This window comes from Microbacterium sp. Cr-K20 (assembly GCF_000708325.1).
Lineage (GTDB): Bacteria > Actinomycetota > Actinomycetes > Actinomycetales > Microbacteriaceae > Microbacterium.
On the sequence record NZ_JARE01000057.1, the window covers coordinates 1 to 11,630 of the forward strand.

Here is an 11,630-nt window from a genome sequence, read left to right on the forward strand (position 1 = left end):
GCGACCGCCACGCGGTCGGGCAGGCTCACCTCGAGGCGCTTGCCGGAGACCTCGACGACGACGGTGTGGCGCGACTCGCCGGCGGCCGGCGACTCGAGCTCGCCGTCCCACGCGGGGATGTCGTTGACGAACTCGGTCTCGATCCAGCGGGTGAAGATGCCGAACTCGCCGTTCTCGGCCGTGAATGCCGGGTCGCGGACGACCTTGCGGTGGAACGGGATGACGGTGGGGAGACCGGCGACCTCGAACTCGTCGAGTGCGCGGCGGGAGCGCTCCAGCGCCTCCGCCCTGTCCTTGCCGGTCACGATGATCTTCGCGAGCAGCGAGTCGAACGCGCCCGAGACCGAATCGCCGGCGGTGACGCCGGAGTCGAGGCGGATGCCGGGACCCCCGAAGGTCTTGAAGACGTGGATCGGACCGGGCTGGGGGAGGAACCCGCGACCGGGGTCCTCACCGTTGATGCGGAACTCGATGGAGTGGCCCTGCGGCTTCGGGTCGTCGTAGTCGATGGTGCCGCCGGCCGCGATGCGGAACTGCTCGCGCACCAGGTCGATGCCGGTGACCTCTTCGGAGACCGGGTGCTCGACCTGCAGGCGGGTGTTCACCTCGAGGAACGAGACCGTGCCGTCGGCACCGATCAGGAACTCGCAGGTGCCCGCACCGACGTATCCGACCTCCTTGAGGATGGCCTTCGACGCCGAGTAGAGCAGGTCGTTCTGCTCCTCGGTCAGGAACGGTGCAGGAGCCTCTTCGACGAGCTTCTGGTGGCGGCGCTGCAGCGAGCAGTCGCGCGTGGAGATGACGACGACGTTGCCCTCGGCATCGGCCAGGCACTGCGTCTCGACGTGGCGCGGCTTGTCGAGGTACTTCTCGACGAAGCACTCGCCGCGACCGAAGGCGGCGACGGCCTCGCGGGTGGCCGACTCGAACAGCTCGGCGACCTCGTCGAGCTCGCGGGCGACCTTGAGGCCACGTCCGCCGCCGCCGTATGCCGCCTTGATGGCGATCGGGAGGCCGAACTCCTTCGCGAAGGCGATGACCTCGTCGGCTCCGGCCACGGGACCGGGGGTTCCGGGCGCGAGGGGAGCGCCGACCTTCTCGGCGACGTGACGCGCGGTCACCTTGTCGCCGAGGGCCTCGATCGCCTCGGGCGACGGGCCGATCCAGGTCATCCCCGCGTCGATGATGGCGCGGGCGAACTCGGCGTTCTCGGCGAGGAACCCGTAGCCGGGGTGCACGGCGTCGGCACCGGCGCGGCGGGCGATGGAGAGGATCTTCTCGATCTGCAGGTACGTCTCGGCGCTGGTCGAGCCGCCGAGCGCGTACGCCTCGTCTGCGAGACGGGAGTGCAGGGCATCACGATCCTGGTCGGCGTAGACGGCGACCGACGCGATCCCGGAGTCTCGAGCGGCGCGGATGATGCGTACGGCGATCTCGCCGCGGTTGGCGACGAGCACCTTGGCGATAGCAGGCATGGTTGCCAGCCTAGCGAGAAGGCCCTCGATCCCTTTGACGACTCCCCACAAGAAAGTGGGGGAAACGTGGAGGGGAGTCTACGACCACAGATCCGTCCATCGGACGCCGAGCTCTGCGACCAGGCGCCGCACGGTCGACAGGGACATGCCCACGACGGTCGAGGGATCGCCGTCGACCCGGGTGATGAAGGCGCCGCCCAGACTGTCCACGGTGAAGGCTCCGGCCACGTGCAGCGGCTCGCCCGAGGCCACGTAGGCCGCGATCTCCGCGTCGCTCACGTCTTCGGCGAAGGTCACCGCCGCCTCGGCGACGGCGGTCGCCTCGACGGGCTCCGCGCCGGGAACGACCCGGAACACCGAGTGCCCGGAGTGCAGGATGCCCGTCGCTCCGCGCATCTCCTCCCACCGCCGGGTGGCCTCCTCCGCGGTGTACGGCTTGCCGTAGACCCGCCCGTCGAGCGCGAACATCGAGTCACCGCCGATCACGAGACCGTCGAACTCGCCCTCCTCTGCGAGACTGCGGGCGACCGCTGCGGCCTTGGCGCGGGCGAGGAGCAGCACCAGCTCGGCGGGGGCGAGCGCGGCGCCGCGTTCGGCCTCGGCGGCTGCGGCGACGGCATCCTCGTCGACATCGGGAGAGAGGGTGAGCGGCTCGATCCCCGCCTGCCTCAGCAGCATCAGTCGGGCGGGAGAGGTGGAGGCGAGGCAGACGCGCATGTCCACCACCGTATCCTCGAAGAATGACTTCCTCCGCAGCCGACGTGCTCGAACTCGACATCACCGGCATCGCACACGGGGGCACCTTTGTCGCCCGCCATGAGGGCCGCGTGGTCTTCGTCTCCGATGCGATCCCCGGGGAGCGTGTCCGTGCCAGGGTGATCGCCCCGCAGGAGGGCGCGGACGCCTCCACCCGCAGCTTCTGGCGGGCCGAGACGATCGAGGTCCTCGACGCGTCGGAGCATCGCCGTCCGCACATCTGGGCCGAGGCCGATCTCTCCCGGGATCCGGCGGACCGCCCGGGCGGAGCCGATCTCGGCCACATCGACCTCGGGTACCAGCGGGTGCTCAAGCGCCAGGTGCTGACGGAGGCGCTCGACCGGTTCGCGGGATCAGGTCTCGTCGCTCCCGAGATCGAGGCCGTCGACTCCGGTGACGGCACCGGCTGGCGCACCCGCGTCACCCTGCACGTCGACGAGTCGGGTGAGGTCGGTCCGTTCGCTGCGCGCAGCCACCGCGTGATCCCCGTCACCAGCTACCCGCTCTCGCGTCCCGCCATCGCCGAGGCCGCACTTGCCCTGCACGGCGAGGCGCCGGGACGCATCGAACTCGTCGAACCGGCCGACGGCCGAGTCCGCGTCATCCGGCGGGAGGAGGCCGAGCGGCCGGCGAAGGTCGCTCGCGGCTTCCGTCGCCGCCCGACACCGGAAGTGATCGAGGAGGTCGTCGGCGACCGCCGCTTCCAGGTCGATGCGACGGGATTCTGGCAGGTGCACCCGCGCGCGGCGTCCGTGCTCGACGCCGCGGTCTACGGCGTGCTCGAGGGGCACGTCGACGAGCAGAAGACGCACTACGACCTCTACGGCGGTGTCGGACTCTTCGCTGCGACCCTCGCCGACCTCGGCGGCTCCGACATCGTCACGGTCGAGTCGAGTGCGCGGGCCACCCAGCACGCAGCCGCCAACCTCGCCCCGCTCGATGTGAAGGCCGTGACCGCGCGCGTGGATCGCTTCCTCTCCACGCAGAAGAGCGGTGGGCGCACCGGAGCCGTCATCCTCGACCCGCCGCGTGCCGGGGCCGGGCGCCAGGTCGTCGACGCGGTGCACGCCCTCGCGCCGGAGGCCATCGCGTACGTCGCGTGCGACCCGGTGGCCCTCGCCAGAGACCTCGGGACGTTCCGGACCCTCGGGTGGAAGGTCGACCGGCTGCGCGGCTTCGACCTCTTCCCGCACTCGCACCACTTCGAGGTCGTCGCGCTCCTCACCCGGTGACCGATCCCGGCCGCCGCCGGGTACTCACTAGGCTGGGTGGATGAGCAGGGTCGCACTCATCGACGATCACGAGTCCGTTCGCCTCGGCCTCGAGGCCGCGTGCGCGCGTGATTCGCAGACGGTGGTGTTCTCCGGCAGCACGGTCGTCTCCTACCTCGAGTGGCGAGTGGCCTCCGCGTCCGCTCCGGCCGACGTGGTCGTGCTCGACCTCACTCTCGGTGACGGGTCGACCGTGACGGAGAACGTGACCTCGCTCGTGAACGACGGGGCGAGCGTCGTGATCCACAGCGTGGCCGACCGTCCCGCAGCAGTGCGCGAGGCGCTCTCGGCCGGCGCCGCCGGCGTCGTCAGCAAGTCATCCGCTCTCGACGACGTGTTGGATGCGATCCGCACCGTCGCCCAGGGCGAAGCGCTCAACAACGTCGAATGGGCCAGCGCCGTCGACGGCGATCGGGCGTTCGCCGACGCGCAGCTCTCCACTCGCGAGCGCGAGGTGCTCCGGCTCTATGCCACGGGACTGCCGCTGAAGGCGGTCGCCGAACGTCTCGGCGTCGCCTACTCCACGGCCAAGGAGAACATCACCCGCGTCCGCGTGAAGTACGTCGAGGTCGGTCGTCCGGCACCCACCAAGGTGGACCTCCTCCGTCGGGCGATGGAGGACGGGATCGTCGCGGCCGACGGGGCGGCGAGTGCCCGCTGATCCGCTCAGCATCCGCGATGCCTGGAGCAAGATCCCCTCGCCCGGCAGCGCGGACACCGAGTTCGAGCGCTTCACCGGCAAGCGCATGGAGCGGATCCTCGCGATCGTCGTGGCGATCGGCTCTGCTGCGCTCGGCGTGCAGGCTCTGATCGCCGCGCTGAGCTCTCCGTTGCGTACAGATGCGGCGGATGCCGTGATCCTGGCCGCGGTCTTCGTGCCCCTGGCGGCGATGCTCGCCGCGTGTCTGATCGGGCGCGGTGTCCGCCTCTTCTCCGGCGTCTTCGCCGTGATCTACGTCCTGGCCCTGGCCGCATGGCCGACCGTCGTCGATCCGACCGACAAGAGTGCGGGGGATCAGCCGTGGATCTTCTTCCTCGTCAACGTCGGCGTGGTCGCGGCGATGCTCGCGTTCCCGCTGCGACTCCAGTTCGCCTGGGCGGCGGGGATGCCGTTCGTCTACGGGTACGTCCGACTCGTCCAGGGCGAGTTCTCGCGGGAGTTCTGGGTGACGACCGCGTTCGATGTGTCGTTCACGCTGATCCTGGGCGTGGTTATGATCTCGCTCGGCTGGATGTTCCGCTCGGTCGCGGCCGGCGTGGACGAGGCCAGAGGCCAGGCGGTCTCGTCGTACTCGACCGCCGCCGCTGCTGCTGCCGCAGAGGAGGAGCGGGTGGCCATGTCGGCACTCATGCACGACAGCGTCCTGGCTGCGCTGATCGCCGCGGAGCGCGCCGAAGGCGATCGGGCGAAGGAGCTCGCTGTCGCGATGGCGCGCGAAGCGCTCACCCGGCTGGCGAACACCGAAGCCGCGGTGGCGCAGGAGGGGAGTGATGAGCCGATCGGGACGGCGCAGATCGTGGTGGAGCTGCGTCGAGCGCTCTCCGAACTCGGCGCCGACGCGATCGTCGAGGAGCGGGGCGGGATCGGGCTGATTCCCGGTCGCGCGGCCCGGGCCCTGGTGCTCGCCGCGCGTCAGGCCATCGGCAACGCCGTCGCACATGCCGGCGGGCGCGGCCTGCACATCGTCGCCGAGGGACACGGCGACGAGGGGATCGCCGTCACGGTGTCCGACGCCGGGCCGGGTTTCGACGTCGAGAGCATCGGGGCGGATCGTCTCGGCATCCGGGCGTCCATCCTCGCTCGCATGGCCGGCGTCGCGGGCACCGCGGAGATCCGATCCGACGAGCACGGCACGATCGTGGTCCTGGGCTGGGAGCGCTCGTGAACCGCACCGTCCGCAGCGTCGCCACCTCGCTCGCCGTCGGGTTCGCGCTGTACTTCGTCGCGCGCGGTATCTGGTGGATCGAGCAGCCGACCGCACCGCTGGCGATGGTCCTCGCGATCGGTCTCTACCTCGTCGTCGTCAACATCGCGATCCTCGGCAGCGCCACTTCGGTGCGGATGCCGTTGTGGTCGGCCGTGCTCGCGCTGCTGGCCAGTGCCGTCATCCCGGCGCTGGTGACGTTCGCGCTCGACCCCGCCGACCGCACTGCGCCGTTCGCCACCTGGTACATCGGCGCACTCGGCCTGCTCGGGGTCGTGTGCGTCGTCCGTCGTCGGTTCCTCGTCGGCTGGGCGACGCTGGCGGTCCTGGTGGCGGCGACGTCCGCCTATCTCGGCCTCGGTGTGGCGTTGAGCCTCGGTCTGGTGGGCTCGATCATGTGGGTCGTCGTCGCCCGTCTGCTCGTGATGTTCTGGGATCGCGCGGTCCGCGACACGGAACGCCTCGCCGAGATCCAGCAGGCGGTCTCGGCCTGGCACGCCACGCAACGGGTGCGTCAGCGTGAACGGCGCCTGCGCACGCAGTTCGCTCTGGCTGTCGCGGGGCCCGTCCTGAGCCGTGTGGTGGCGTCTCGCGGGTCGCTGGACGATCAGGAGCGCCTGGATGCCCGTCTGGCCGAGGGGCGACTGCGGGATGAGCTGCGCGGTGCGGATCTGCTCAACGATGCGGTGCGGAATGCGATCGACAGCGCGCGTCGACGGGGCGCGGTCGTGACGGTGTTCGACGAAGGCGGCTTCGACGGCATCGACGAGGCGCGACGGGTCGAGATCCGGGATGAGCTGGCCGCCGTGCTCATCCGTGCCCGGAGCGCTCGCCTCATCATCCGTTCGGCTCGTGATCCTCGCGTCGCCGTGACCGTGGTCGGCCGCGCCGGCACTCGCTCCTCCGGCGACGATGATTCCGTCGACCTGTGGCACGAGATCCTGCGGGACGCCGCCGCGGTCTGATCCCCACCGACGCGGCGCGCCGCCCCTCGGCTCCGGTGGGGGAGGAGACCGGAGTCGAGGCGGTAGAGAGTGGGCGAGGGGCGGCGTATCCGCCTGCCCCTCGCCGTGCGGACAGTTACCCGAAAACCGTCCGCTGGTGGCCGATCAGCGTCTGTCTACCCTGGGACAGAGAGACCAGCCGAACGCGAAGCGTCTCATTCAGTCTGAGGGTTCTTCCAATCGTTGTCTGTAGGTATTTTGGGGGACACGATTTCCCCGCCGATGGGGGATCATTGGACGATGGGAACGCGCCGGGGCACGAATCTTCCGCGGATGGGCGACTTCAATCAGTCCGTCGTGTTGGAGGCCATCCGTCAGTCCGGTGAGGGGTCGAGCCGGATCGAGCTCGCCGCAGCGACGGGTCTGTCGGCGCAGACCGTCACCAACATCACACGGCGGCTGCTCGACGAAGGCCTCATCCGCGAGGCCGGACGCACGATCAACGGACCGGGCAAGCCGCGCGTCACGCTGCGGCTCGTCGCGGACAGCCGCTTCTCGGTCGGTGTGCATCTGGATCCCGCCCTCATGACTTTCGTGCTCCTCGACCTGTCCGGTGCGGTCGTGCGGCGTGTCGGCGTGCGCACCCCGGCCATGGAACCTCCTCGGATCGTCCAGGCCATGGCGGCGACGGTCGACGCGCTCATCACGGTCTCGGGCATCGACAGGGCATCGATCGCCGGTGTCGGGGTCGCGGCGCCCGGCCCCCTCGATGCGGAGAAGGGCACCGTGATCGACCCGCCGAAGCTGCTCGGCTGGAACCGGGTGCCGCTTCGCTCCGTGCTGGCCGAGGCGATCGGCCTCCCGGTGGTACTCGAGAAGGACACGACCGCCGCCGCGGTGGGCGAGCTCTGGACGCGGAGGGCGTCGGCCGACGACTCCTTCGTGTTCGTGTATCTGGGCACGGGTATCGGGGCGGCGCTGGCCAGAGACGGGGAGGCCGTCCCCGGAAGCACCCGCAACATCGGAGAGATCGGACACCTCATCGTCGACCCGGACGGACCGCCGTGCACGTGCGGCTCCCGTGGGTGCGTCGAGGTCGTCTGCACCCCGCAGGCGATCGTCGCGCAGGCGGAGCGGGCGGGAGTGTTCCGCGACGATCGTGAGGTCAGCGATGTCGAGGCGGTGGACGCGCGTTTCACGGAGCTGTGTCAGCGGGCGGCTGACGGCGATGAGCTCGCCGACGGTGTGCTGACGCGGGCCGCGGCGCACATGGCGGTGCTGACGGCCGGGCTGACGAACATGCTCGACGTGGACCGTGTGGTCTTCGGCGGCCCGTTCTGGTCGCGGCTGGCCGAGGTCTACCTGCGGGAGATCCCCGACCGGCTCGAACGGGCGAGCGCCACACGTGCGGTGCGCTCGCTGCCCGTGGACGGAACGGTCGTCGGTGACGATGTCGCCGCTGTGGGGGCCGGCTGCGTGGTGCTCGATTCCGTGCTCAGCCCGCGAGCATCGGCGCTGCTGCTCGACCACTGATCCCGATCAGCCGGAGAATCTTCCCCAGGGGATGTCTCGACGCAGCGGGCGACGGAGCGGGCGCTGCGTGCGGGTCCAGGCCGAGACCGAAGGCTCCTCGACGACGGCGTCCGCAGCCTCGGCGGCGTACGCCTCGCTGATCACCGCGATGAGTGCGGCGAGTTCCTCTTCGGTGGCGGCTCCACGGGTGATCTCGAGCATCGGCGCGACGTCCCCTGATGCTGCGTCCTGCGTGTCGTGCGCGGTCACAGGGGGATGTTCCCGTGCTTCTTCGGCGGCAGCTCTGCACGCTTGCCGCGCAGAGCACGCAGCGCCTTCGCGATCGAGACGCGGGTGTTCGCGGGCTCGATGATGCCGTCGAGCTCGCCGCGCTCCGCCGCGAGGAACGGCGACGCCACGTCGTAGGTGTACTCGTTCGCGAGGCGGGTGCGCACGGCGGCGACGTCTTCGCCGGCCTCCTCCGCCTTCTTGATCTCACCGCGGTACAGGATGTTGACGGCACCCTGGCCGCCCATGACCGCGATCTCGGCGGTGGGCCAGGCGAGGTTCACGTCGGCGCCGAGCTGCTTGGATCCCATCACGATGTAGGCGCCGCCGTAGGCCTTGCGCAGGATGACGGTGACCAGCGGCACGGTGGCCTCGGCGTACGCGTAGAGGAGCTTCGCACCGCGCCGGATGACGCCTTCCCATTCCTGGTCGGTGCCCGGCAGGTATCCGGGCACATCGACGAGGGTGACGATCGGGATCGAGAACGCGTCGCAGAAGCGCACGAACCGGCTGGCTTTCTCTCCGGCCTCGATGTTGAGCGTTCCGGCCATCTGCGACGGCTGGTTGGCGATGATGCCGACCGAACGTCCCTCGATGCGGCCGAAGCCGATCACGATGTTCGGGGCGAACAGCGGCTGGACCTCGAGGAAGTCGCCTTCGTCGACGATGTGCTCGATCACCGTGTGGATGTCGTAGGGCTGGTTCGTCGAGTCCGGCACGATCGTGTTCAGCGTGCGGTCGGCGTCGGTGGTCTCGAACTCGAAGGTGCTCTCGTACGAGGGCAGCTCCGCCATGTTGTTGTCGGGGAGGAAGCTGAGGAGCGTGCGCGCGTAGTCGATCGCATCGTCCTCATCCTCGGCGAGATAGTGCGAGACGCCGGAGCGGGTGTTGTGCGTGTACGCGCCGCCGAGCTCCTCCATACCCACGTCCTCGCCGGTGACGGTCTTGATCACGTCGGGTCCGGTGACGAACATCTGGCTGGTCTTGTCGACCATGATGACGAAGTCGGTGAGTGCCGGCGAGTACACAGCTCCTCCGGCGGCCGGGCCCATGATGATGGAGATCTGCGGGATGACTCCGGAAGCGCGGGTGTTCAGGCGGAAGATCTCGCCGTACTTGCCGAGCGCGACCACACCCTCCTGGATGCGTGCGCCGCCCGAATCCAGGATGCCGATGCACGGCATGCCTCCGGAGAGCGCGAACTCCATGATCTTGATGATCTTCTCGCCGGCGACCTCGCCGAGCGATCCGCCGAATGTCGAGAAGTCCTGGGAGTACACCGCGACGGTGCGTCCGTTGATCGTGCCGACGCCGGTGACGACCGAGTCGCCGTAGGGACGGGAGCGGTCCATGCCGAACGCGGTCGTGCGGTGGCGCACATACTCGTCGAACTCGACGAAGCTCCCGGGGTCGACGAGCAGTTCGATGCGCTCGCGGGCGGTCATCTTGCCCTTGGCGTGCTGCTTCTCCTTCGCCTTCGCTTCCGCGTCGACGACGGCTTCCGTGTAGCGAGCGCGCAGATCCGCGATCTTGCCGGCGGTGGTAAAGAGGTCGGGCTTGTCCGTCACGGATTCCACCCTAGCGTCGGGGCGACGCGCTCCGTTGGATGCTCGGCACAACGGGTCGGTCAATCCTTTGGCGATGAACGCGCGAGCTCAGTGCCCGCCGGGGTCCGGTTCCTGCTCGTGGTCGGTCTCCTCCAGTGCCGGATCGTTTCTGGGCGAGCGGCCGAGGGAGAGCGCTTTGCGACCGACCCACTCGACACCGCGGACTGTCGTCCCGGCAGCACCGGCCACCGCCGTGCCGGCGTACCGGGCGCCGCGCAGCACGCGCAGTTCGACCTTCTCGGCGCCGGGAACGGGCTCCAGCTCGAACGGGAGATCGATCGGAGCTGCACCGAACGCCCGATGCGATGTGGTGAGCACGCGACGACCGAGGATGTGGTTTCCGGCCCCGCCGATCGCCGCCCCGATGCCGAACGGCAACGCTTTGCCGATGATCGACGCTCCGCCCTTCGCGGCGAACTGCTTCACGAACATGCTCTTGAGCTGGTCGACCAGGGGGCCGACGGCGGCGCGGGGCAGCGACTTCGTGACCAGCTCGCCCCAGTACGACGATCTGCTCCCGCCGCGCCCGGCCATCTGCCCCGCCAGCTGCCCGACCAGGTCGACGCCCTCCTTGCCCAGCATCAGGGTCATCACGAGAGCGCGTGCGCGATCGGGGTTGGCGACCGCGATGCCGTGCACCTCGGCGACCGACTGCGCGAAGAGCGCCGTCGACTCCACGAAACCCACGGTCTCGACGCCCGAGAGTGCCAGGGTCACGCCGGTACCGATGCCGGGGACGACCGCGGTCGCTCCCACTGCCGCCCCGCCCGTGGTCACGGCAGCGAGGTAGCGTCGCTCGAGGATGCGGATGATCTCGGCGGGCGTCGCGTGCGGGTTGCGCAGGCGGATGCTGCGGATGTGCGCGAGCACGAGCGGGCGCTGGATCGACAGCACGCGGTCGAGCCCCCGCACCATCATCGGATGCTCCGGGGATCCGGCGGGAGGCACGCCCTTGTCCCACGGAGCATCGTCCGGCAGGGAGTGGATCTTGTGCACCTTGGGGGTCATGCGGCGATCCTAGGGAGTCAGCCCGCGAAAACGCCGAAAGCCCGGCCCCACGACGGGGGCCGGGCTTTCGGGAATCGGGTCAGACGAAGAGGTTCGCCCGCTCGAGGTCTTCTGCGAAGTCGACCTCGACCGCGTACAGGTCAGAGACGTCCATCGGCTCGAGGAGGAGACCGTCCTCGGCGATGGCCAGCTCGAGACCGCGCTCGAAGTAGTCCTGATCCTCGACGCGCTGCAGCTGGCGCATGAACGCCTTCTTGTGCGCGGAGGAGATGTAGTTGATGCCCACGGCCTCACCCAGACCGCCCTTGACGGTCTTGGACAGCTCGTTGATGAAGCCCTCGGCGGTGACCGTGTACTTCACCTCTTCGTCGCTGACCTTGGAGGTGTTGACGGTGACGAACGACTGATCGCGCTCGATGAAGGCGGCGGCACGACCGAGGATCATCGGGTCGAACACCACGTCGCCGTTCATCCACAGCACTCCACCCTTGCCGGTCGCGCCGAGGGCGCGCAGCAGGCTCTTCGACGTATTGGTCTCGTCGTAGCGCTCGTTGTGGACGTAGTTGACGGCGGGGAAGGCGTCGATGATGGTCTCGGCGCGATAGCCGACCACTGTGGTGATGCGCGCGTCCGAACCGAAGGCGGCGCGGATGTTGTCGTGCTGCTGGCCCATGATCGTGCGGCCGTCGCTCAGTTCGGTGAGCGGCTTCGGCAGCGCTCGGCCGAGGCGCGAGCCCATGCCGGCGGCGAGGATGACGGTCTGAAGAGTCACGAGTGCTCCTAAAGGAAGTTGTGTTCACGGTCGATTCACCGACCAGACACTTCGTCGTGCCGAGTTCATGGT

11 protein-coding genes are annotated in these 11,630 nt (G+C 69.4%); 5 read left to right on the forward strand and 6 right to left on the reverse strand.

Annotation, left to right across the window (positions count from 1 at the left end):
* Both GZ67_RS0113410 and GZ67_RS0113415 read right to left on the reverse strand, forming a co-directional pair.
* Positions 1 to 1,475 (reverse strand): acetyl-CoA carboxylase biotin carboxylase subunit (locus tag GZ67_RS0113410; RefSeq protein ID WP_029273920.1); only part of this gene is annotated, 1,475 nt, incomplete at its 3' end.
* A 78-nt stretch (positions 1,476 to 1,553) separates the two neighbouring features.
* Entirely contained in the window at positions 1,554 to 2,192 is a 639-nt protein-coding gene (locus tag GZ67_RS0113415; RefSeq protein ID WP_029262530.1) for a Maf family protein, read from the reverse strand.
* Between the two features lie 23 nt (positions 2,193 to 2,215).
* Here GZ67_RS0113415 and GZ67_RS0113420 point away from each other — a divergent pair, with 23 nt between their 5' ends.
* The 5 genes from GZ67_RS0113420 to GZ67_RS0113440 all read left to right on the forward strand — a co-directional run bounded on the left by GZ67_RS0113420 (position 2,216) and on the right by GZ67_RS0113440 (position 7,904).
* On the forward strand, positions 2,216 to 3,463 hold the full coding sequence (locus GZ67_RS0113420; protein WP_029262529.1) for a class I SAM-dependent RNA methyltransferase: 1,248 nt from the start codon (positions 2,216 to 2,218) through the stop codon (positions 3,461 to 3,463).
* A gap of 40 nt (positions 3,464 to 3,503) precedes the next feature.
* Positions 3,504 to 4,163 carry a response regulator transcription factor gene (locus GZ67_RS0113425; RefSeq protein ID WP_029262528.1) on the forward strand — a complete coding sequence of 220 codons (660 nt, stop codon included), beginning with the start codon at positions 3,504 to 3,506 and terminating at the stop codon, positions 4,161 to 4,163.
* Positions 4,153 to 5,388 (forward strand): hypothetical protein, encoded by a 1,236-nt coding sequence (locus GZ67_RS0113430; RefSeq protein ID WP_029273921.1) that lies wholly within the window; start codon positions 4,153 to 4,155, stop codon positions 5,386 to 5,388. The genes GZ67_RS0113425 and GZ67_RS0113430 overlap by 11 nt, the downstream gene beginning before the upstream one ends.
* Positions 5,385 to 6,392: a hypothetical protein gene (locus tag GZ67_RS0113435; RefSeq protein ID WP_231481809.1), complete on the forward strand. Its 1,008-nt coding sequence runs from the start codon at positions 5,385 to 5,387 to the stop codon at positions 6,390 to 6,392. Before GZ67_RS0113430 ends, GZ67_RS0113435 begins: the two co-directional genes overlap by 4 nt.
* Before the next feature lie 312 nt (positions 6,393 to 6,704).
* Positions 6,705 to 7,904: an ROK family transcriptional regulator gene (locus GZ67_RS0113440; protein ID WP_029262525.1), complete on the forward strand. Its 1,200-nt coding sequence runs from the start codon at positions 6,705 to 6,707 to the stop codon at positions 7,902 to 7,904.
* A 6-nt stretch (positions 7,905 to 7,910) separates the two neighbouring features.
* Here the strand turns inward: GZ67_RS0113440 and GZ67_RS0113445 are convergent, their stop codons facing one another.
* The 4 genes from GZ67_RS0113445 to GZ67_RS0113460 form a co-directional block, all read right to left on the reverse strand.
* Complete coding sequence (locus GZ67_RS0113445) at positions 7,911 to 8,153, reverse strand: acyl-CoA carboxylase subunit epsilon (RefSeq protein ID WP_029262524.1); 243 nt, start codon at positions 8,151 to 8,153, stop codon at positions 7,911 to 7,913.
* Positions 8,150 to 9,739 (reverse strand): acyl-CoA carboxylase subunit beta, encoded by a 1,590-nt coding sequence (locus GZ67_RS0113450; protein WP_400859087.1) that lies wholly within the window; start codon positions 9,737 to 9,739, stop codon positions 8,150 to 8,152. Before GZ67_RS0113450 ends, GZ67_RS0113445 begins: the two co-directional genes overlap by 4 nt.
* An 87-nt stretch (positions 9,740 to 9,826) precedes the next feature.
* A complete protein-coding gene (locus GZ67_RS0113455; protein WP_029262522.1) occupies positions 9,827 to 10,786 on the reverse strand; it encodes a hypothetical protein in 960 nt (319 codons plus the stop codon).
* A gap of 79 nt (positions 10,787 to 10,865) precedes the next feature.
* Entirely contained in the window at positions 10,866 to 11,558 is a 693-nt protein-coding gene (locus tag GZ67_RS0113460; RefSeq protein ID WP_029262521.1) for a phosphocholine cytidylyltransferase family protein, read from the reverse strand.
* Between the last annotated feature and the right edge of the window lie 72 nt (positions 11,559 to 11,630).